Origin of the sequence: Campylobacter sp. 1569 (genome assembly GCF_024723675.1) — a bacterium.
Taxonomy (GTDB): Bacteria; Campylobacterota; Campylobacteria; order Campylobacterales; family Campylobacteraceae; genus Campylobacter_D; species Campylobacter_D jejuni_C.
Genome location: NZ_JANQDB010000004.1, coordinates 1 through 20784 on the forward strand (window position 1 = coordinate 1; position 20784 = coordinate 20784).

Consider the following 20784-nt stretch of genomic DNA (forward strand, 5'->3'; position numbering starts at 1 on the left):
GAGCAATTTAAATAAAAGGATAAAAATGACTATAGAATTTGATATACAAGAATCAAAAATTTTAAAAGGAGTGTATATAATAACTCCTAATAAATTTAAAGATTTAAGAGGTGAAATATGGACAGCTTTTACCGAAGAAATTTTAGGTGATATTATTCCAAAAGACTTAAAATTTAAGCACGATAAGTTTATAAATTCACATTTTAATGTTTTGCGTGGCATACATGGTGATATTAAAACTTGGAAACTTGTCACTTGTGTTTATGGGGAAGTTCATCAGGTTGTGGTTGATTGTAGAAAAAATTCATCAACTTATTTAAAATGGGAAAAATTTATTATTAATCAGAATAATCAACAAATGATTTTATTACCACCAAATATGGGAAATTCGCATTATGTTAGCTCAAAAGATGCTGTCTATTACTATAAACTTGCTTATGATGGTGAATATCTAGATGCTCCAGAACAATTTACATATGCTTGGAATGATGAGAGAATAAATATCGACTGGCCAACTAATTCACCAATTCTCTCAGAAAGAGATATTTTAGCTACAAAAAAAGGAAAATAGATGAATAAAGATTCTAGAATTTATATAGCTGGACATAAAGGTACTGCTGGTACAGCTTTGGTGGAAAACTTAAAAAAAAGAGGATATGAAAATTTAATCTTTAAAACACGACAAGAGCTTAATTTGCTAAATCAACAAGCCGTGATTGACTTTTTTGAAAAAGAAAAACCTGAATATATTTTTTTAACAGCAGTTTTGCCATGTGGTGCTGCCAATGTTTCCCAAAGAGCAGATTTTATATATGAGAACACCACTATACAAAATAATATAATTCACCAATCTTTTAGATTCGGAGTTAAAAAACTGATATTTTTTGGATCAGGTTATATGTACCCCGAGAAAACCATTAATCCTATTAAAGAGGAGAGTATGCTAACTGATGTATTGGAATATAATGCAACCTCATTTGGTATTGCAAAAATATCAGGAGCATTAATGTGCGAATCGTATAATATTCAATATGGGACTAATTTTATAACTTTGGTTTTAAATAATCTTTACGGAACAAAAGCAAATTTTGATTTTGGAAAATCTAGGGTATTACCAGCTTTGCTTCGAAAATTTCATTTGGCTAAATTACTACAAGAACAAAAAGAAGAAGAAATTTTAAAAGATATGAAAATGAAAACATTTGTTGAGGCAAAAAAATATTTAGCTAGTTTTGGAATTTTAAAAGATTGTGTAGAAATTTGGGGAACAGGAAAAGTTAGAAGAGAATTTATACATAGTGATGATTTAGCCGATGCTGCTATTTATGTTATGGAAAATATAAATTTTTCCGATCTATATAAAAAAGATGGAAAAATAGAAAATACGCATATTAATATCGGAACAGGTATTGATTATAGTATAGCAGAAGTTGCTCAAATGGTTAAACAAATTGTTGGGTTTAAAGGAAAGTTGGTTTTTAATCCTAATAGACCAGATAGTACAATGGATCGTTTAATGGACTGTTCTAAAATTCATTCCTTGGGTTGGAAACATAAAATTGAACTTGAAGAAGGTATTAGAAAGATGTATAATTGGTATTTAAATGATTGCACTAAAGAAATAAAAACTTCACAGGGGGGGGGGATATAGAAATATAATTTGTATTCATTCTCTTTATAGTAATGCTTATAAGGAGGTGGCATGACAAAAAACTCCGCAATTTACATAGCTGGACATAATGGCTTAACTGGTTCAGCTATTTTAAAGAAATTACAAGAACAAGGTTATAAAAATTTTATATTAAAATCTCACAAAGAGCTAGATTTAACAAATCAACAAGCTGTGGAATATTTTTTTAAAAAAGAGAAGCCTGAGTATGTATTTTTGTGTGCTGCTAAAGTAGGTGGGATATTAGCTAATAATACTTATAGAGCTGATTTTATATATCAAAACTTACAAATTCAAAATAATGTTATTCATGGTGCTTATTTAAATAATGTAAAAAAGCTTCTATTTTTAGGAACAGCTTGTATATATCCCAAAAATTGTCCTCAGCCTATGAGAGAAGAGCATCTTTTGACAAGTGTTTTGGAATATACAAACGAACCTTATGCTATAGCTAAAATAGCGGGTCTTAAAATGTGTGAATCTTATAATTTGCAATACAATACAAACTTTATTTCTGTTATGCCTTGTTCTTTGTATGGTTTAAATGATAATTTTAATTTAGAAAAATCACATGTATTACCAGCATTGATTAGAAAATTTCATTTAGCAAAATTACTTAATGAAAAAAGGTATGATCTTGTATTAAAAGATGTACAGATGGATGATATCAGTCAAGCTAAAGAATATCTTCAAAAATTTGGTATTAGTGAAAAAAAAGTTGAAATTTGGGGAACTGGAAATGCAAGAAGGGAATTTTTACATGCTGATGATATGGCAGGTGCTTGTATTTATGTGATGGAAAATATCAATTTTAGTGACTTGTATAATCCTCAATGTAGAGAAATAAGAAATACGCATATTAATATAGGTTCTGGTAAAGATATAACAATAAAAGATTTGGTTTCTCTGGTAAATAGAATTATTAATTTTAAAGGAGACATATTTTACAATAGTACAAAACCAGAGGGGACTCTTCAAAAACTTGGTAGCTGTGATAAAATCCATTCTTTGGGTTGGAAACATAAAATCAAACTCGAAGAAGGTATTAGAATGATGTATGATTGGTATTTAAACCAAAAATATGTAAGAAATTAAGATAAAATGTTATAATTTTTAGTAAAAAAGAGGTTTTTTATGAAAAAAACAGCATTAATTACAGGTTTTACGGGTCAAGTTGGCTCGCAAATGGCGGACTTTTTACTAGAAAATACTAACTATGATGTTATAGGTATGATGCGTTGGCAAGAGCCTATGGATAATATCTATCATCTAAGTGATAGGATTAATAAAAAAGATAGAATCAGCATTTTTTATGCTGATTTGAATGATTATTCAAGTATTCAAAAACTTTTTGAGAGCAAAAGACCGGATGTGATCTTTCATTTAGCCGCACAGTCTTACCCAAAAACCTCTTTTGATATACCTATAGAAACCTTACAAACTAATATCATAGGTACAGCAAATATTTTAGAAAATATCAGATTATTAAAAGCCAAAGATGGTTATGATCCTGTAGTGCATGTGTGCTCTTCTAGTGAAGTTTATGGTAGAGCAAAAGCAGGTGTTAAGCTAAATGAAGATACAACTTTTCATGGCGCAAGTCCTTATAGTATAAGTAAAATCGGTACAGATTATTTGGGAAGATTTTATGGTGAGGCTTATGGCATAAAAACTTATGTCACTAGAATGGGAACTCATAGTGGGCCAAGACGCTCTGATGTATTTTTTGAAAGTACGGTTGCAAAACAAATCGCATTGATTGAAGCGGGTTATCAAGAGCCTATTATCAAAGTAGGAAATTTATCAAGTGTAAGAACTTTTCAAGATGCCAGAGATGCAATAAGGGCTTATTATTTACTCTCATTAGAAAGTGAAAAAGGAAAAGTTCCTTGTGGTGAGGCTTTTAATATAGCAGGTGAAGAGGCCTTTAAACTTCCTGAGGTTATTGATATACTTTTGAGTTTTTCTATAAGAAAGGATATTAAAGTAGAACAAGATGAAGAGAGATTGCGTCCTATTGATGCAGACTATCAAATGTTTGACAATACTAAAATCAAAAGCTATATCAATTGGAAGCCAGAAATTCCAGCTAGGCAGATGTTTGAAGATTTGCTAAATCATTGGAGAAAAGAAATCTCTATGGGTAGAATCCCACTTAATAGGTAGCAATCATGATAATTCGTTCTCAAACCCCATTGCGTTTAGGTTTAGCCGGCGGGGGTACTGATATTAATTTGTATTGTGATCAATATACGGGTTATGTTTTAAATGCGACAATATCTTTGTATGTGCACTGTACTTTAGTAGAAAGAGAAGATGGGAAAATCATTTTTGATTCATCAGATACAAATATAAAAGTAGAATATAAAAGCAAAGATTTTTTAGAAAATGATGGTAAACTAGATCTTTATAAGGCAATTTATAATCGTTTAGTAAAAGACTATATTAAAAAACCTTTAAGTTTTTCATTACATACTTATTCAGATGTGCCAAGCGGTAGTGGGCTTGGCGGTAGCTCTACTTTGGTTGTGGGTATTATCAAAGTATTTGCTGAGTGGCTAAATTTACCTTTAGGTGAGTATGAAATCGCGCGTTTGGCGTATGAGATTGAACGAGAGGATATGGCTATAGTGGGTGGTGCACAAGATCAATATGCTGCAACTTTTGGTGGATTTAACTTTATGGAATTTTATGATCAAAAAAGAGTTATAGTTAACCCTTTACGCATTAAAAATTGGATAGCAAGTGAACTTGAAGCTAGAGTTTTACTTTATTTTACAAATATCACTAGAGAAGCTAAAGATATAGAAGAGCATAAAAAAGGAAAGCTAGGAGATGAAAACTCTCTTAATGCTATGCACGCGATAAAGCAAGATGCGCTAGATATGAAAGAAGCATTATTTAGAGCTGATTTTGATAAAATAGCTCAAATTTTAGGTAAGTCATGGCAGTCAAAAAAGATCATTTCTGATATAGTTAGTAATGATGAGCTTGAAAGAATCTATCACTTAGCTATGGAAAATGGTGCCTATAGCGGTAAAACAAGCGGAGCTGGCGCTGGAGGGTTTATGTTTTTTATGGTTGATCCTATAAAAAAATATAAACTTAAAAAAATTCTAAATGAGCAACAAGGATATGTGCAAGAATTCTACTTCACTAAAGAAGGAGCAAAATCATGGAAAATTTAAATTTATATATAAAATCTCATTTTAGTGATTCAATTGATATCAAAACTAAGATTTTAAATGATAATGATATGATCAGCTTAATTAAAGAGGTATCTTTAAAAGTGATCAACGCCTATAAAAATGGCAATAAAACTTTACTAGCAGGCAATGGAGGAAGTGCAGCTGATGCACAGCATATAGCTGGGGAGTTTGTGAGTAGATTTTACTTTGATAGACCTGGTATTGCAAGTATTGCTTTAAGTACTGATACGAGTATTTTAACGGCTATTGGTAATGACTATGGCTATGAAAATTTATTTGCAAGACAAGTGCAAGCACAAGGCGTGAGTGGAGATGTTTTTATAGGAATTTCTACAAGTGGAAATAGTAAAAATATCCTAAAAGCTTTAGAAATTTGTAAAGAAAAAGGAATTTTAAGCATAGGTTTAACCGGGGCTAGTGGTGGTGCTATGAATGAGCTTTGTGATTATTGTATCAAAGTGCCATCATCGTGTACACCAAGAATTCAAGAAGCGCATATTTTAATAGGACATATCATCTGTGCTATAGTAGAAGAAGAACTTTTTGGCAAGGGGTTTGATTGCAAGCTATAGTTTTAGCAGGAGGTCTTGGCACAAGGTTAAAAAGCGTAGTGCAAGATCTTCCAAAGCCTATGGCGCCCATTAATGGAAAGCCATTTTTAGCCTTTGTTTTGGAGTATTTAAAAAAACAAGGAATCACCGAAGTTATTTTAAGTGTTTCGTATAAATACGAACTTATCCAAGAATACTTTAAAGATGAATTCGATGGTATAAAAATATACTATAATATTGAAAAAGAGCTTTTAGGTACAGGTGGAGCTATAAAAGATGCCTTGAAATTGATACAAAGTCAAGCTTATATTTTAAATGGTGACACTATATTTGATATTGATCTAAAAAAGCTTGTTTTAAATGATAGTAAAATTTGTATCGCACTAAAACAAATGCAAAATTTTGACCGGTATGGTACTGTAAATGTTGATAGTCAAGGCATTATAATGTCTTTCGAAGAAAAGGTGTTTAAAAAGCAAGGTCTAATCAATGGTGGTATATACTTGCTAAAAAAAGATATTTTTGATGAATTTGACTTAGAGAAAAAATTTTCTTTTGAGGAATTTTTGCAAAAAAATCATAAAGTATTGAAAATACAAACCCAAATTTTTGATGATTATTTTGTTGATATTGGGATACCGCAAGATTATAGAAGGTTTGCAGGTGAGAGAAAGGTGTAGATATTGAAACAATTAATAATTGATTTAGACGGTACATTGACATTGGATGCTGATGTTTCCTATCAGAATAAGCCCATCAATAAAGATTTTTTAAAGCAATTACGATATTACAAGGAAATAGGTTTTAAAATAGTGATATTTACTAGCAGAAATATGAGGACTTATAATGGAGATCTTAAAAAAATTCAAGAAAATACTTTACCAGTGATTATAGAATGGCTTGATAAAAATAGTGTTCCATATGATGATATAATTATTGGAAAGCCGTGGTGTGGTTTCGATGGCTTTTATGTGGATGACAAAGCTATAAGACCTTCCGAATTTATAAAATATTCCTACGATGAAATTTTGGATATCTTAAAAAAAGAAAATCCTTATAAAGATGGAGGTAATAAATGGTAGTTATAATGTCATCGGCTTATTGTTCATCAGATTTTGATTTAGAATTTGGTAAAATTCCACCTTCTTTTTTACCTCTTGGTGGTAAACGTTTGTACGAGTATCAAATAAATTTATTTAAAAATTTAAAGGATAAAATTATTTTAACAGTCCCTCAAGATTTTCATATAAACCAATATGAACTAAAAAAAATTAGCAGTTTAAATGTTGAATTATTTTATATTCCCAGTAATTTTAGTTTAAGCGAAGCGTTGATTTATGTTATAAATATGAATTCTCCAATTAAGGAAAACCTATATATATTGTATGGGGATACTTATTTTGATTTTTTGGAGTTTGATGATAATTCATTGGTGGTTTCAAAGGCAAAAGAAAATTATAGATGGGAATATTTGTTCAATAAAAATAAATTAAATTATAAAATAAAGAACAATTTAAAAAGAGAAAATAAATTAGTATTATCTGGATTTATAAGTATTAAAAAGCCATATTTTTTAATAAAATGTATAATTGAAAGTCAGTATTCCTTTATAGAAGGATTGAAAAAGTATTCTGATAAATATTCGTTCGAATGCTATATTAATAATTCATGGTTGGATTTTGGATTAATAACTAATTATTTTCATTCTAAAAAAATTATTAGTACTCAGAGATCTTTTAATAATTTAATTTTTTGTGATGATGGATATATTATAAAATCTTCAAGTTGGAGTGATAAAATTCAAGCAGAGGTTAATTGGTTTAAAAATTTTCCAAAAGAACTTGATGTTCATATACCTAAATTTAAAATACAAAGTAATATGGCTTATAAAATAGAATATTTGTGTAATAATACATTAGCTGAATTATTTGTTTTTGGTAGTTTGCCATATTACGTATGGGAAAATATTTTTATATCTATAAGTAGTTTTTTAAAAAAACTTCATAAATATAAAGGTAATTTAAATAAAAATATTATATTTAGTTATAATGAAAAAACGCTAGATAGATTAAATTTATTACAGTACAAAGGAAATATTGTAGAAGCAGATATAGATTTTTTAAATAAAAAATATTATTTTAATGATAAAAAACCTATATCTTTGCAAGAAATATTAAATGAGGTAAATTTATATTTATCTGAAGATAATGGTAAATATTGCGCGATTCATGGTGATTTTTGCTTTAGTAATATAATGTTTGATTTTAGATCTGGTTTTGTAAAAGTATTTGATCCAAGAGGTATGGATTTTTGTGAAAATATAACAATATATGGTGATAAAAATTATGATTATGCGAAGTTAGCTCACTCTGTATTAGGATTGTATGATTTTATTGTTTTTGATTTTGTTGAGTGTGTAATCAATGAAGATAAAATATTTTTTATTATAGATGTAAACAATAATGTTAATAAAATTCAAGATGAATTTCTGAAATATTTTAATATCAATAAAAATATTTGTTCTATTGTTATTCATCTTTTTGTATCGATGCTTCCTTTGCATGCTGATAATAAAAATAGGCAGAAAGCTTTATTTGCTAATATTTTTAGATTATATTTTTATTTCAAAGATAAGGGTCTGTTATGACTATTGTTTTTCCTATGGCAGGACTTAGTTCGAGATTTGCAAAAGCAGGTTATGAGTTGCCAAAATATATGCTTAAACTTCAAAAAGAAAGCGTATTTTATAATGTAGTTTTTGGATTTAAAAAATATTTTGATAATTGTAGTTTCTTATTTATCTATAGAGATATACATAACACAAAAGAATTTATAAAAAATGAGTGTCAAAAATTAGGAATTAATACAAAAATTTGTATTGAATTGCAAAATGAAACTTTAGGTCAGGCACATACGGTTATGCTTGGCTTAGAAAAAGCAAATATACAAGACGAGGAAGAAATATTAATTTTTAATATTGATACTTTGAGATTTAATTTTATCTTTCCAGAATTTATAAAAAATGATGAAGTAGATGGTTATTTAGAAGTGTTTGAAGCAGATGGAGAGCAGTGGTCTTTTGTTTTACCTGGAAAAAATAATAGAGTATTAAAAACTGCTGAAAAAGATAGAATTTCAAATTTATGTAGTAGCGGGTTATATTATTTTAAAAAAACTAAAGATTTTAAAGAGGTTTTTCGATATGTAAAAAATAATAATTTATTAGTAAAAAATGAATTTTATATAGCACCTATGTATAATTATTTAATTGATCAGAAAAAAGATATAAGATATAATAGAATAGATATAAATGATATAATATTTTGTGGAACACCACAAGAATATGAAAGGTTAATATGATAAAAAAAGTATTTATTTATGGAAGTGCTCAATTGGGAATCCAAATTGCGTGGTTTATAAACAATGATTACGAAATTTTAGGTTTTATTGATACAGACCCAAGAAAACATACTATTAATGGGGGAGGGTATATTAAAGTAGATAATAAAGATTATATAATATATGATCCAGATATTTTACTTGATATGCAGGTTGATAAGATATTTATTGGAACTGAAGTTGATATATATATAGCACAAATAAAAAATACGTTATTAAATTATGGTATTAGTGATGATAAAATCGATCTTAGTTTAACTTTTATTCCTTATTATGCTAGACTAAATTTTATAAAAACTATTTCTTTAGGGTTTCAGGAAGAAAATATTACAGGAGCTGTGGCTGAATTAGGTGTGTTTAGAGGAAAAACAGCAAGAGAAATTAATAGATTTTTTAAAGATGATATGTTTTATTTATTTGATACTTTTGAAGGCTTTAGTGAAAAAGATATCATTAAAGAAACTGGTTTAGCTAGGCAAGCTAATACAAATGATTTTAGTAACACTTCACTTGATTTTGTAAAAAAACAAATGCTCTACTTGGATAAATGTTGTTTTGTAAAAGGATATTTCCCAGAAAGTGTTGCTCAAATTTCACAAGATGAAAAATTTAAATTTGTAAATATTGATGTGGATTTGTATCAACCTATTTTAGAGGGATTGGAATATTTTTATCCAAGACTTGTGAAAAATGGTGTTATTTTAATTCATGATTATTTTCATCCGTACTATACTGGAGCAAAGAAAGCGGTTGATGAATTTTGCCAAAAAATGAATTTGAGATGTTTACCAATAGGAGATGCTTTTAGTGTAGCAATTTTTAAATAGTTTTTTGTTATAATCTCTTTTTGAATTAAAGAGATATTATGAAATTTTGCACTACATCAAAAAAATTAAAAAAAAATATTGAGAATTTTTATAAAGTATTTTTATATAGGAGCTATAAAAATATAAATAAAGATAATACTTTTGTAGGTTGGGGTAGGAAAAAGTCAGGTTTAAAAGCTATAGAACTAGCTAAAAAATATAGTGCAAAATTTTTACTTCTAGAAGATGGCTTTTTACGCTCACTAAATTTAGGAGTAGAGAAAAGCCCGAGTTTTTCTATCGTTAAAGATGATGTGGGAATTTACTATGATGCCACGACCCCATCTAAACTTGAAAATATTTTAAATACTTATGAGTTTAGTTTTGAAGAGTTAGAGCAAGCAAAAAAAGCTATAGAACTTATAAAAAAAGAAAAGCTTAGCAAGTATAACAATAATCTTTGTATACCAAAAGAGCTTTTTAGTGTTAATGAAGAACGTGTACTAATCATCACTCAAGTAGCAAATGATACTTCTCTTAAATTTGGTTTAGCTGATAGTTTTTCAACTCAAGATATTATAAATGAAGTTATCAAAGAAAATCCAAATGCTAAAATATACATTAAAATTCATCCTGATGTATTAAGTGGTAAAAAACAAAGTGATTTTAACGCACAAGATTTACCAAGTAAATGTGCAGTTATAAAAGAAAATTATAATCCTATAGAATTATTAAGTCATTTTAAAAAAGTTTATACTAAGACTTCTGGTATGGGCTTTGAAGCTTTGATGTTAGAACGCGAATGTGTATGTTATGGCGTGCCATTTTATGCAGGCTGGGGTTTAACGCAAGATAAACAAGTGTGTAAAAGAAGGCTTAAAAAAAGAACTTTGGAAGAGGTTTTTTATGCTACTTATATTTTATATAGTGAGTATTTTAATCCTTATTTAAATCAAAAAAGCAATATTTTTGACACTATTCATACTCTAGCAAAATATAAAAAGATAGAACAAGCTAATTCTAATACTTTGTATTTTTTAGGTTTTACTTTATGGAAACGTTGGTTTATGAAGCCATTTTTTAAAGCCAAGAATAATAAAATCATTTTTTTAAACTCACTTGATGAGCTTTATAAAGCGAATTTAAACCATGAAGATAAAATTTTCATTTGGGGTAAAAAGTATGATAAAGCTTTGCTAGCTAAAGATTTTAATAATGAAATTTTCTTAGTAGAAGATGGCTTTTTACGCTCTGTTTTTTTAGGTTCAGATCTCACACGCCCTTTTTCTTTGATAGTAGATAGTAAAGGTTTGTATGTTGATTCAAGTAAACCAAGTGATTTAGAAGATATTTTGCAAAATCACATTTTTGATGAGAGTTTAAAACAAAGAGCTAAAAAACTCATCTCTACCATTACACGCAATAAATTTTCAAAGTATAATGGTTTAAAACATGAAAAATTAAATTTTAATACCAACAAAAAAGTGATTTTAATCCCTGCTCAAGTAGAAGATGACGCTTCTATGATCTTAGGTGGTGCAGGTTATGATACCTTAAAACTTTTACAAAGTGTAAGAGAGGTCAATGAAAACGCCTTTATAGTTTTTAAACCCCACCCTGATGTTTTAAGCGGTAATCGCAAAGGTTTAAAAGATAAAAACATTATTTTAAAATATTGTGATGAGATTATAGAAAATGTCAGTATAGATAGCGCTATAAATGCATGTGATGAAGTACATACTATAACCTCTACAAGCGGTTTTGATGCTCTTTTGCGTGGTAAAAAAGTAGTGGTCTATGGCAAACCTTTTTATGCAGGTTGGGGTTTGACTACAGATTTACATCAAATCCCAAGACGCACAAGAATGCTTAGTTTAGAAGAGTTGGTTGCGGGAGTTTTGATCCTTTATCCAAGATACATCCATCCAAAAAGTAAAAATTTATGTGAAGTTGAGCTTGCTTTAGATATAATGTTAAAAATGCAAAAAGATTATTTTTCTAAATTTTATTTGCGTTGGTTTATAGATATAAGAATTTATATATTAAGAAAAATAAGAAGATTGATAGAATTTATTTTGATTAGATGAATTTAAGTAAAAAGTTAAAAAAATTTTCTGGTAAAAATGTTTTATTGCTCCAAGGACCTGTGGGAGGGTTTTTTCGTAAAATTGCTATAAAAATTCCAAAAGCTAAGGTTTATAAAGTAAATTTTAATGGCGGAGATTTTTTCTTTTATCCTTTTAAAAGCATTAATTATACTAAAAGTTTAGCCGAGCTTGAAGAATTTTATAAAAAGCTTTTTGAAGAAAAACAAATTCAAGTTATCATTATGTATAATGATTGTAGAAAAGTACATGAGATAGCCATCAGTGTTGCTAAGCAAATGGGTATTGAAGTATGGATTTTTGAAGAAGGTTATATAAGACCAAACTTCATTACTTTTGAAAAAGATGGAGTGAATGCGAACTCCACTTTACCAAGAGAAAAAGAATTTTATCTAAATCAGAAAAAATTTGACAAAGATTTTAAATTTAAAACTTTCTCAAGCACTTTTAAAAATATGGCTTTTGCTTCATTTTTATACTGGCTTTTTGCTTTTTTATTTTCTTGGTATTTTAATAATTCTTTACATCATAGAAGTTTAAAGCTATTTGACTTTTTACCTTGGCTTTGTTCAGTATATAGAAAAAACAAATACAAAATTACAGAAAAAAGTTTAAATGAAAAAATTCTTTCCCTAAAACAAAAGTATTTTTTAGCTATTTTGCAAGTACACAATGATACTCAACTCTCCCATCATTATAAAAAAACTACAGAAAAATTTATAGAAGAAGTGATTATCTCTTTTGCTAATCATGCCAAAGCAAAGTCATACCTAGTTTTTAAACACCATCCTATGGACCGTGGTTATAGGGATTACACAAAGCTTATAGAAGATTTGAGCTTAAAATACAATGTCGAGGGCAGAATTTTATATGTACATGACTTACACTTACCTACGCTCTTAATCAATGCAAGGGGTACTATAGTCATAAATAGCACAGTAGGACTTTCTGCTTTATATCACAATAGCCCTTTAAAAGTTATAGGAAAAGCTTTTTATGATATAGAAGGTTTGACTTATCAAAAAAGCTTGCATACCTTTTGGAAAGAGTGCAGGGCATATAAACCTGATGCTGTTTTACATGCTAAATTTAGAAATTATGTGATATATAAAACCCAAATCAATGGAAATTTTTTCAAAAATACTAGTTTAGATTAAATTTTCTTTTTATAGTTTTTTGCAATTTTTTTCAGTTTAAAAGGTAAGCTTAAATAGCCTATTTTAAAAGGGGTTCTTGAAGCTTGCAAAAGTGCATTACCTAAAAGATAAGGCAAGTGTGTTTTGGCTATTTGAGCGTGTTTGTAGTCTGCATAGGCTTTTAGTGGTGGTAGATTTTTTTGAACTTTTTGATTTTTAAAATGTTCTTTTTTAACTTTTCTTAGTTCAAAGGGTATTTTAAAGCAATCCAAATAACTTTTGCTATTTTTCATGATAGCTTCCCCAAGTTTATAGCTTAATCTATCTTTTATCCTTAAGCTAGCTCCATAAAGTTGGTTGTTTTGATGGATGAATACTTCATATTCATTTTTTAAGCCTTTGTGATTTAAAAAACGCAAAAGATTATGATTTTGACTTTGTAAAAATGTTTGCATATCAAGTTTTTTTAGTTCATGGTATTCTAATGCTAATTCCTTATAAAATGCTATGGGTGGTATTAAAGAATCATGAGTATTTGTAAGATGAATTTTGCATTCATTTTTTTTATCATTATCATTTTCTAAAAGTAAAATTCCTATTAAATCCACATAATCAAGTCTTGGTGTTTTTTCATTTGCTGTACTTAAACCAGAACTTTCCTCACTTTGCTTGATAATTTGCGTATTAACATACAAAAAGGTTTGCTCATCACAAATTGCTTTTTCATTTTGTATATCTTGAAAAGTATTGATAAGTCCAAAATTTTTTATTAATTTAAAAGATGAGTTTTCAATACTTATAGATGATATAGCATGGGTTGATGAGTTAGTGTGATTCCAAGTATGTATGCCTAAGATTTGATAGTCTTTTAACTCTTTTGGAAAAATAATTTTTTCATTAGTTTTAATCTTTGTAGTTTTTTCACAAAAAAATGAGTTTTTATGCTCTATTTTGGTTAAATTTGAAGGTGCAAAGATATGATATTTTCTTTTTGAGCAAATGATATTTTCTTTGGATTTTTTAAAGTTATGTAAATTTTTAACGATGTTTTTTCCAAGCTCTTGCATAGCTAGTGGCATAGGATGGAATTTATAGCTTTGATCAAAATCATAAAGATTATTTTTTTGGTAGTAAAAGTCTACATCAATTAGATTAAAACCATAATAAGCACAATTTTTCCTATGAGCTTCATTGATAGCTTTTGATTTATCATTACAAGCTGGTATGGGGAGTATAAGTACTATTGTAGTTTTATTTGCTTTGTAAAGTTCTTCGTAAAAATAGTCAATATTTCTAAGTATGATATTTAAATTCATAGGACTTAGATAATCGTTGATATTTGATTCGCTAATGAGAAAATCACTTTTGATTATAGTTTTTTCATGGCGTATTAACTCATAAAGATTTTGTAAAGAAGTGCTAAGCCCTAAAGCGTAATTATGTAGTGTAATGTCTTTATTTTCAAGACCTATTCTAAGACCATTTTTAACTACACTATTGCTACCACCTAGTAAGATTACATCCATAAGTTCTTTCTTGTTTATAAATTTTTATTTATTTTATAAAATATTTTTTAATGAATAATTTCAGAGTAAAAACCCCTCATTTTGCCTTTAAATAAGCATTTGACAAAGATAACAACTTTAGCTATATTTTTAAATTCATTTTGAGTTTATTTGGGATTTTAATGGATAAATTGTGTCAAAAAAGAGATGTTTTTTATATAGCTGGTTATGATCCTAGAGGATATAGGCATTATTATGCTATGTTTAAAAAAAATTTAGCTGAGCAAAATACACTTTTAAATTATGATTATACTTTATCAAAAGCTCAAGTTAATGCATATGCTTTTTGGCAAATTCAAACTCCATATACAAACACCACTTATACTTTTTTAAGCTGGAATGATATAGTCAAAAAAAATTGGTCAGAAGGTATAAAAGATGCTTTGAGTGATTGCTATAGTTTTTTTAGAATTTATACTATAACAGGGCTTTTTTTAAAATTTGGCAAAGAATCCCCGCACCAACTCATCACAGGCTATTATCCATTTTTTTATGTACTTTTGAGTTTGATTTTTACTTTAGTTTGTGCTTTTGGAAGCTTGTTTTATTTGCAAAATTTTCATACTGTTTTGGGAATTTTGGTTTTTATTTTATCATTAGTACTTTTGCCAAAAATGCTTTATAAACTAGGCAAGAAATTAGCTGTTTTTTGGATAGCTAGAATTTGTTCTTTTTGTGCAAACTGGGAGAAAAATTCTCAAGGTGAACTTGAATTAAGAATGGATGATTTTGCTAGAGTTATTTTTGAAAAACTAAAAGAAAATGCAAATGATAAAAACTATGAGCTCATCTTAAGCACACATAGCGTAGGAACGGTGCTTTGCATAAATGTTTTAGCAAAAGTGCTTAGAAAATGTGAAGATGAAAATATATCTTTTGAAAATTTAAAAGTCTTAACTTTAGGTGAATGCATACCTTTAGTAAGCTATCAAAAAAAATCTTTTGAGTTTAGAAAAGATTTAGAGTATTTAGGAAGTAAAAATTTAATATGGTATGATTTTACTTCTATTATCGATGGGGCTTGTTTTGCACAAGTTGATTTCATACGCACAAGCGGAGTAAAAGCACAATTTAGTCCAAAATACCTTTCGGCTAAATTTCATACCTTATATAAAAGCATAGATTATAAAAAAATCAAAAAAGACAAATATAAAGCACATTTTTTATATTTATTTGCCACGCAAATTCAAGGGGTATATAACTTTTTTGAATTTATCATAGGTAAAAATAAATTAGAAGAAAAAATCAAATAGGAGAAAAACATGGGTCAGTGTCCTTTTCATCCAAAGCCTTATAAAAATAAAGCTTCTACATTAACTACTTTTTTACTAAAAAGAAGATCATGGCTTGATGGGCTTTATGAGCGAAGCTATAAGATGATGATGGGTAGAGTAAAAATGCCTGGATTTGATCTATATGTAGTAAATGATCCAAAAGAAGTTAGACGCATTATGGTAGATGAGGTTAGAGAATACCCAAAAAGCCAACTTTTACATGAACTTTTAGAGCCACTTTTAGGTATAAGCATTTTTACAACTAACGATAGAGTATGGGAAAAGCAAAGAGAGCTTTTAAGGCCTTCTTTTGAAATGACAAGGATTTCTAAGGTTTTTGATTTGATGAGTGAGGCGGCTTCTGATATGATGGCAAGATTTGCAAAATATGAAGATAAAGCAGTTATAGAAGTAGATGAAGCTATGACTTTTGTAACTGCAGATGTGATTTTTAGAACTATCATGTCATCAAAACTTGATGAGCAAAAAGGTAAACTTGTTTTGGATGCTTTTGTAACTGTGCAAGAAGAAACAGTTAAAACAGCTATGCGAAGAATGTTTCGCTTCCCAACTTGGCTTTCAAATCTTTTGGGCGAGAGAAAAAGACTTAAAGCGGGTGGAGTAATACGTAAGGTTTTATCAGATATTATAAAACCAAGATATGATAATGCCCTAAATAATCAAGGAAAATATGAAGATATTTTATCATCATTGCTTATGGTGGTAGATGCAGATACTAATGAGAGATTTTCTTTTAATGAAATTTTAGACCAAGTTGCCATGCTTTTCTTAGCAGGCCATGAAACTACTGCAAGCTCGCTAACTTGGACACTATATATTTTAAGTATTTCTTCAAATGAGCAACAAAAAGCTTATGAAGAAATCATGCAAGTTGCGGGTGATGAGGAGTTTAAAATAGAACATATTAGAGCAATGAAATATCTTACAAATGTGTTTAAAGAAAGTTTAAGACTTTATCCACCAGTTGGTTTTTTTGCTAGAGAAGCAAGAAATGAAAGCAAAATGAGAGATAAACTTATTAAAAAAGGTTCAGGCGTAGTAGTAGCTCCATGGCTTATCCATAGACATGATAGTTTTTGGGAAAATCCACATGAGTTTGATCCAAGTCGCCATGAAGACAAAAGCAAGATTAAAAAAGACACTTATATGCCTTTTGGTATGGGAGAGCGTGTGTGTATAGGGCAGGGCTTTGCTATGCAAGAGGCTGTTTTGATTTTAGCTAATATTTTAAGGACTTATAAGTTAGAATTAGAAGAAAATTTTGTACCTGATATTGTAGGAAGACTAACTATAAGATCAGCAAATGGTATGAATATAAGATTTATAAAAAGGCAAAAATGAAAGAAAAATTAGCAGGAACCATACTACTTTGTGCTATCGTTCCTTTAGCAGTGATTAGTTATCTTTTTATTGTTATAGTGGGTACTTTTGGTAATCCTGCTAGGGTTAGACAAGGTGTGAGAGCGCTTGATCATTTTGTCAATGCTACTTTGTTTAATGGCTATGCTTGGGAGTCTTTATCATCTCATGCTTGGAGAGAACGCGATAAAAGATGGGCTAAAATAGTTATTAAAATCACAGATTTTTTTGATAAAAATCACTGCCAAAAGGCAAATAAAAGAGAACAACCTATAGTAGATTTAGTTTTAGAAAGAAAGCTTACCGAACAAACCGTCGGCAAGCAGCTTTAATTTTCTCCAAATAAAGCTTTAAGGTTTTTAAACGCTTCTTCTTGGTTATTAGTTTTGTCTTCATTATTTACTTCATTAAGCTCTATCTCATATCCAAGAAGCATGCTAGCTAAGCGTATATTAATACCACTTTTTCCTATGGCTTTGCTTTTTTGTTCGCTATTTAGCGTTACAATGGCTTTTTTATCTTCAATACTAACTGAGTTTATAATGGCTGGAGCTAGGCTTCTAGTGATTAAAATTGCCATTTCATTAGAATACTCAATGCAGTCAATATTTTCATTTTTTAATTCTTTGCTTACAGCATTGATTCTAACTCCTTTTATACCCACAGTTGCTCCTACTGCATCAACGCTTGGGCTATTAGCTTGTAAGATGATTTTTGCTCTCTCGCCCGGAATTCTTGCACTTGCATAAATATTTATAAGACCATCTTTGATTTCAGGAACTTCAGCTTTTAGTAAAGCTTCTAAAAATTTAGGGCTAGTTCTACTAAGCTCCATTCTCATACCTGATTTATCAATATATACATGTCTAATAACAGCTTTAATCACATCGCCAACTTTAAATTTTTCACCTTTGATACGATTTTTTCTAGGTAAATATGCACGAAACTCATCAATTTCTACATAAGTATTTTCTTCACTATCTACTCTTACTACGCTACCAAAAACCATATGTCCTACCATTTTTTGGTATTTTTCATAGATTTTTTCTTCTAAGAGTTTTTGTATATTGTATTCTAATTCTTTATGTAAAATATTTACAGCAGTGCGGCCTAAATTTTCTAAAGAACATTCATAAGTTAGCTCATCGCCAATTTCTACATCTTTAGCTTCAGCCCTTGCTTTACTTAAAGCGATAAAATGCTCATTTTCATTTTCTAATCTTTCATCATTATCAGCTACTACGATGATTTTTTGATAAAGTTGTAAATTTTTACCTGAATCAACAAAAAATTCATACTTATCGCCATAAATTTTCTTAGCAGTATTAATAAGTGCTTTTTTAACTCTTTCTCTTACATCTTCTATTTGTAAATTTTTCTCATTAGCAATGGATTCAATTATATCTGTGATTTTTTCCATAATGACAACACAACCTTAATTTTGGATTTTAAAAGTTTGAAGAATAAAATTATATCTTTAATAAGTTTAATTAAAAGTAAAATTTGCTATAATTTCAGATTAAAAAAAACTTGAGGATGATGATATGGATTTAAAAATAGCAAGAACCTCTGTTGATGAAAAGCCAAAAAGTATAAGTTTAGAAAGTATTGAAAAGGCTGTGGATAAAGAAGGTCAAAAATTTTTCTATTTTGATAAAGACAATGCGCATAAGCAATTAATTGCTTTAGTAGAGCATTTTGAAAAAAAAGGAAAATGTGTTTATCATAGAACGATCAAATATGGTTTAGATGATACAGATTTTATGTATGAGGTACACATTCTTTGAGTAAAAAACTTTTTATACAAACTTTAGGTTGTGCTATGAATGTTAGAGATTCAGAGCATATGATAGCCGAACTTAAAGAAAAAGAAAATTACGAATTAACTCAAGATGCAAAAGAAGCAGATTTGATTTTAATCAATACTTGCTCAGTGCGTGAAAAGCCTGTGCATAAGCTTTTTTCAGAAGTTGGAAGTTTTGAAAAAATCAAAAAAAATGGCGCTAAAATAGGAGTTTGTGGTTGTACTGCTTCGCATTTAGGAGATGAGATTTTTAAGCGCGCTCCAAATGTGGATTTTGTTTTGGGCGCTAGAAATGTTTCTAAAATTACAAAGGCTGTAAATACGCCAAAATTTTTAGGTAATGATATAGATTTTGATGAGAGTAATTATGCTTTTGCAGATTTTAGAAATAGTCTTTATAAAACTTATATTAATATTTCTATAGGTTGTGATAAACATTGTACTTATTGTATAGTGCCACACACAAGAGGAGATGAAATTTCTATACCTTTTGAGATTATTAAAAATGAAGCATTAAAAGCTGTTTCTAAAGGTGCTAAAGAGATTTTTTTACTAGGGCAAAATGTTAATAATTATGGCAAAAGATTTTCTAATGCACATGAAAAGATTAATTTTTCAGATCTTTTGGAAAAGTTAAGTGAAATAGAAGGATTAGAACGTATCCGCTTTACAAGTCCACACCCATTACATATGGATGATAGATTTTTAGAGGTTTTTTCTAAAAATCCTAAAGTGTGTAAGTCTATGCATATGCCTTTACAAAGTGGCTCAAGTGAAATTTTAAAAGCTATGAAACGTGGTTATACTAAAGAGTGGTATTTAGATAGAGCATTGAAATTGCGTTCTATGTGTAAAGATGTGAGTATTTCTACTGATGTGATTGTAGCTTTTCCAGGTGAGAGTGATAAAGACTTTGAAGATACTATGGATGTACTTGAAAAAGTGCGATTTGAGCAAATGTTTTCTTTTAAATACTCTAAAAGACCATTAACTAAAGCTGCAACTATGCCAAATCAAATTCCTGATGATATAGCTTCAAAACGCTTGAGTATTTTACAAGCAAGACATACAGAAATTTTAGACGAAATTGTTGCAAAACAAAAAGATAAAGAAATTGAAGTTTTATTTGAAGAATTAAGAAGTGAAGGTTTTGTAGCAGGTAGAAGTGATAATAACTTTTTGATTCAAGTTAAAGGTAGTGAAGAGTTATTAGGACAAATGAAAAAAGTAAAAATCACCAATCCTAGGCGTATGGTGTTAAATGGCGAAATCCTTTAAGATTAATCTTTTAGCTTTTGGAATTTTTTTATTACAATGGCTGATTTTTTTAACTTGCAGAAAGGTTTATTTAGGGCAAAAGCTTCCAAAAAGATCATGTGTGATACTTTTTTGGCATGGGCGTCTTGCTCTAATGCCTTTTGCTTATCGTAAGATGGGTATTAAAGGAAAAAAAGCTTATGTGATGATTTCACACCATAAAGATGGAGAAATCATTGCTAGAAATATTGCTTTGTTTGGTTTAGATACTCTAAGAGGTAGTACAAGTAAAGGTGCTTTGGCTTTGCTAAAACAATCTTTTAAAATTTTAGATCAAGGTGATGATGTGATTATTACTCCAGATGGCCCAAGAGGACCTTATCATAGTGTTTCTGATGGTTCTGTGATGATTGCTTTGAAAAAAAATGCTCCACTTTTTTTACTAAATTATGAGGCAAGTTCCTTTTGGGAATTTAAAAGTTGGGATAAAATGATTTTACCTAAACCTTTTTCTAAAATTACTTATAGATTGAGTAAAGAAATAAAAATACAAAATTTAAATTTAGAAGAAGCTAAAGTATTGATAAAAGAAAAATTTGATATGATAAGTCAAATAGATAAAGGATAAA

Annotated in this window: 21 protein-coding genes; 19 read left to right on the plus strand and 2 right to left on the minus strand. The window is 28.9% G+C overall.

Annotated features, from left to right (window positions below; genetic code table 11):
- Window positions 1-25: 25 nt before the first annotated feature.
- Genes CAMP5060_RS02745 through kpsS form a run of 13 tightly spaced genes read left to right on the plus strand, consistent with a single transcriptional unit; the run spans window position 26 to window position 12896 of the window.
- Window positions 26-571: a dTDP-4-dehydrorhamnose 3,5-epimerase family protein gene (locus CAMP5060_RS02745; protein WP_337217903.1), complete on the plus strand. Its 546-nt coding sequence runs from the start codon at window positions 26-28 to the stop codon at window positions 569-571.
- The gene (locus CAMP5060_RS02750) at window positions 572-1651 is read left to right on the plus strand and encodes a GDP-L-fucose synthase family protein (protein ID WP_337217858.1); all 1080 of its coding nucleotides are present in this window, start codon (window positions 572-574) and stop codon (window positions 1649-1651) included. It abuts the gene before it with no gap.
- Between the two features lie 51 nt (window positions 1652-1702).
- Window positions 1703-2764: a GDP-L-fucose synthase family protein gene (locus CAMP5060_RS02755; protein WP_337217859.1), complete on the plus strand. Its 1062-nt coding sequence runs from the start codon at window positions 1703-1705 to the stop codon at window positions 2762-2764.
- A 39-nt stretch (window positions 2765-2803) separates the two neighbouring features.
- Window positions 2804-3835, plus strand: a complete 1032-nt coding sequence (locus tag CAMP5060_RS02760) for a GDP-mannose 4,6-dehydratase (protein ID WP_337217860.1) — start codon at window positions 2804-2806, stop codon at window positions 3833-3835.
- A gap of 2 nt (window positions 3836-3837) precedes the next feature.
- Window positions 3838-4857 (plus strand): D-glycero-D-manno-heptose 7-phosphate kinase, encoded by a 1020-nt coding sequence (hddA, locus tag CAMP5060_RS02765; RefSeq protein WP_261545018.1) that lies wholly within the window; start codon window positions 3838-3840, stop codon window positions 4855-4857.
- On the plus strand, window positions 4845-5450 hold the full coding sequence (gene gmhA2 / locus CAMP5060_RS02770) for a D-sedoheptulose 7-phosphate isomerase (RefSeq protein WP_263659401.1): 606 nt from the start codon (window positions 4845-4847) through the stop codon (window positions 5448-5450). Before hddA ends, gmhA2 begins: the two co-directional genes overlap by 13 nt.
- Window positions 5438-6109, plus strand: a complete 672-nt coding sequence (hddC, locus tag CAMP5060_RS02775; protein ID WP_337217861.1) for a D-glycero-D-manno-heptose 1-phosphate guanosyltransferase — start codon at window positions 5438-5440, stop codon at window positions 6107-6109. The genes gmhA2 and hddC overlap by 13 nt, the downstream gene beginning before the upstream one ends.
- A 3-nt stretch (window positions 6110-6112) precedes the next feature.
- On the plus strand, window positions 6113-6511 hold the full coding sequence (locus CAMP5060_RS02780; protein WP_337217862.1) for an HAD hydrolase family protein: 399 nt from the start codon (window positions 6113-6115) through the stop codon (window positions 6509-6511).
- On the plus strand, window positions 6505-8076 hold the full coding sequence (locus CAMP5060_RS02785; RefSeq protein ID WP_337217863.1) for a capsular biosynthesis protein: 1572 nt from the start codon (window positions 6505-6507) through the stop codon (window positions 8074-8076). Before CAMP5060_RS02780 ends, CAMP5060_RS02785 begins: the two co-directional genes overlap by 7 nt.
- The gene (locus CAMP5060_RS02790) at window positions 8073-8789 is read left to right on the plus strand and encodes a glycosyltransferase family 2 protein (protein ID WP_337217864.1); all 717 of its coding nucleotides are present in this window, start codon (window positions 8073-8075) and stop codon (window positions 8787-8789) included. The genes CAMP5060_RS02785 and CAMP5060_RS02790 overlap by 4 nt, the downstream gene beginning before the upstream one ends.
- The gene (locus CAMP5060_RS02795; RefSeq protein WP_337217865.1) at window positions 8786-9655 is read left to right on the plus strand and encodes a TylF/MycF/NovP-related O-methyltransferase; all 870 of its coding nucleotides are present in this window, start codon (window positions 8786-8788) and stop codon (window positions 9653-9655) included. Before CAMP5060_RS02790 ends, CAMP5060_RS02795 begins: the two co-directional genes overlap by 4 nt.
- 38 nt (window positions 9656-9693) lie before the next feature.
- Window positions 9694-11721, plus strand: coding sequence for a capsular polysaccharide biosynthesis protein (locus tag CAMP5060_RS02800; RefSeq protein WP_337217866.1), 2028 nt, complete (start codon window positions 9694-9696; stop codon window positions 11719-11721).
- Window positions 11718-12896 carry a capsule polysaccharide modification protein KpsS gene (gene kpsS / locus CAMP5060_RS02805; protein ID WP_337217867.1) on the plus strand — a complete coding sequence of 393 codons (1179 nt, stop codon included), beginning with the start codon at window positions 11718-11720 and terminating at the stop codon, window positions 12894-12896. Before CAMP5060_RS02800 ends, kpsS begins: the two co-directional genes overlap by 4 nt.
- On the opposite strand, the gene CAMP5060_RS02810 is transcribed toward kpsS, so the two are convergent.
- Complete coding sequence (locus CAMP5060_RS02810) at window positions 12893-14401, minus strand: SGNH/GDSL hydrolase family protein (protein WP_337217868.1); 1509 nt, start codon at window positions 14399-14401, stop codon at window positions 12893-12895. The genes kpsS and CAMP5060_RS02810 overlap by 4 nt on opposite strands.
- A gap of 161 nt (window positions 14402-14562) precedes the next feature.
- Between CAMP5060_RS02810 and CAMP5060_RS02815 the strand changes: the two genes are divergently transcribed.
- The 3 genes from CAMP5060_RS02815 to CAMP5060_RS02825 are packed head-to-tail and all read left to right on the plus strand — an operon-like array spanning window position 14563 to window position 17426.
- Window positions 14563-15693, plus strand: coding sequence for a DUF829 domain-containing protein (locus CAMP5060_RS02815; RefSeq protein WP_337217869.1), 1131 nt, complete (start codon window positions 14563-14565; stop codon window positions 15691-15693).
- A gap of 9 nt (window positions 15694-15702) precedes the next feature.
- Window positions 15703-17076, plus strand: coding sequence for a cytochrome P450 (locus CAMP5060_RS02820; protein ID WP_337217870.1), 1374 nt, complete (start codon window positions 15703-15705; stop codon window positions 17074-17076).
- The gene (locus CAMP5060_RS02825) at window positions 17073-17426 is read left to right on the plus strand and encodes a membrane protein (RefSeq protein WP_039627957.1); all 354 of its coding nucleotides are present in this window, start codon (window positions 17073-17075) and stop codon (window positions 17424-17426) included. Before CAMP5060_RS02820 ends, CAMP5060_RS02825 begins: the two co-directional genes overlap by 4 nt.
- Here CAMP5060_RS02825 and nusA read toward each other — a convergent pair.
- Window positions 17423-18514: a transcription termination factor NusA gene (gene nusA, locus CAMP5060_RS02830; RefSeq protein ID WP_039617565.1), complete on the minus strand. Its 1092-nt coding sequence runs from the start codon at window positions 18512-18514 to the stop codon at window positions 17423-17425. The two genes, CAMP5060_RS02825 and nusA, sit on opposite strands and share 4 nt — an antisense overlap.
- Window positions 18515-18638: 124 nt before the next feature.
- Between nusA and CAMP5060_RS02835 the strand changes: the two genes are divergently transcribed.
- Genes CAMP5060_RS02835 through CAMP5060_RS02845 form a run of 3 tightly spaced genes read left to right on the plus strand, consistent with a single transcriptional unit; the run spans window position 18639 to window position 20783 of the window.
- Window positions 18639-18881 carry an HP0268 family nuclease gene (locus CAMP5060_RS02835; protein WP_039617566.1) on the plus strand — a complete coding sequence of 81 codons (243 nt, stop codon included), beginning with the start codon at window positions 18639-18641 and terminating at the stop codon, window positions 18879-18881.
- Window positions 18878-20176 (plus strand): tRNA (N6-isopentenyl adenosine(37)-C2)-methylthiotransferase MiaB, encoded by a 1299-nt coding sequence (gene miaB / locus CAMP5060_RS02840; protein WP_087700339.1) that lies wholly within the window; start codon window positions 18878-18880, stop codon window positions 20174-20176. The genes CAMP5060_RS02835 and miaB overlap by 4 nt, the downstream gene beginning before the upstream one ends.
- Window positions 20160-20783: a lysophospholipid acyltransferase family protein gene (locus CAMP5060_RS02845; RefSeq protein WP_087700341.1), complete on the plus strand. Its 624-nt coding sequence runs from the start codon at window positions 20160-20162 to the stop codon at window positions 20781-20783. Before miaB ends, CAMP5060_RS02845 begins: the two co-directional genes overlap by 17 nt.
- Window position 20784: the final 1 nt, after the last annotated feature.

Coding starts and splice junctions, on each gene's coding strand:
- CAMP5060_RS02745 (WP_337217903.1), top strand. CDS start 26: ATGACTATAGAATTTGATATACAAGAATCAAAAATTTTAAAAGGAGTG.
- CAMP5060_RS02750 (WP_337217858.1), top strand. CDS start 572: ATGAATAAAGATTCTAGAATTTATATAGCTGGACATAAAGGTACTGCT.
- CAMP5060_RS02755 (WP_337217859.1), top strand. CDS start 1,703: ATGACAAAAAACTCCGCAATTTACATAGCTGGACATAATGGCTTAACT.
- CAMP5060_RS02760 (WP_337217860.1), top strand. CDS start 2,804: ATGAAAAAAACAGCATTAATTACAGGTTTTACGGGTCAAGTTGGCTCG.
- gmhA2 (WP_263659401.1), top strand. CDS start 4,845: ATGGAAAATTTAAATTTATATATAAAATCTCATTTTAGTGATTCAATT.
- CAMP5060_RS02785 (WP_337217863.1), top strand. CDS start 6,505: ATGGTAGTTATAATGTCATCGGCTTATTGTTCATCAGATTTTGATTTA.
- CAMP5060_RS02790 (WP_337217864.1), top strand. CDS start 8,073: ATGACTATTGTTTTTCCTATGGCAGGACTTAGTTCGAGATTTGCAAAA.
- CAMP5060_RS02795 (WP_337217865.1), top strand. CDS start 8,786: ATGATAAAAAAAGTATTTATTTATGGAAGTGCTCAATTGGGAATCCAA.
- CAMP5060_RS02800 (WP_337217866.1), top strand. CDS start 9,694: ATGAAATTTTGCACTACATCAAAAAAATTAAAAAAAAATATTGAGAAT.
- kpsS (WP_337217867.1), top strand. CDS start 11,718: ATGAATTTAAGTAAAAAGTTAAAAAAATTTTCTGGTAAAAATGTTTTA.
- CAMP5060_RS02810 (WP_337217868.1), bottom strand. CDS start 14,401: ATGGATGTAATCTTACTAGGTGGTAGCAATAGTGTAGTTAAAAATGGT.
- CAMP5060_RS02815 (WP_337217869.1), top strand. CDS start 14,563: ATGGATAAATTGTGTCAAAAAAGAGATGTTTTTTATATAGCTGGTTAT.
- CAMP5060_RS02820 (WP_337217870.1), top strand. CDS start 15,703: ATGGGTCAGTGTCCTTTTCATCCAAAGCCTTATAAAAATAAAGCTTCT.
- CAMP5060_RS02825 (WP_039627957.1), top strand. CDS start 17,073: ATGAAAGAAAAATTAGCAGGAACCATACTACTTTGTGCTATCGTTCCT.
- nusA (WP_039617565.1), bottom strand. CDS start 18,514: ATGGAAAAAATCACAGATATAATTGAATCCATTGCTAATGAGAAAAAT.
- CAMP5060_RS02835 (WP_039617566.1), top strand. CDS start 18,639: ATGGATTTAAAAATAGCAAGAACCTCTGTTGATGAAAAGCCAAAAAGT.
- CAMP5060_RS02845 (WP_087700341.1), top strand. CDS start 20,160: ATGGCGAAATCCTTTAAGATTAATCTTTTAGCTTTTGGAATTTTTTTA.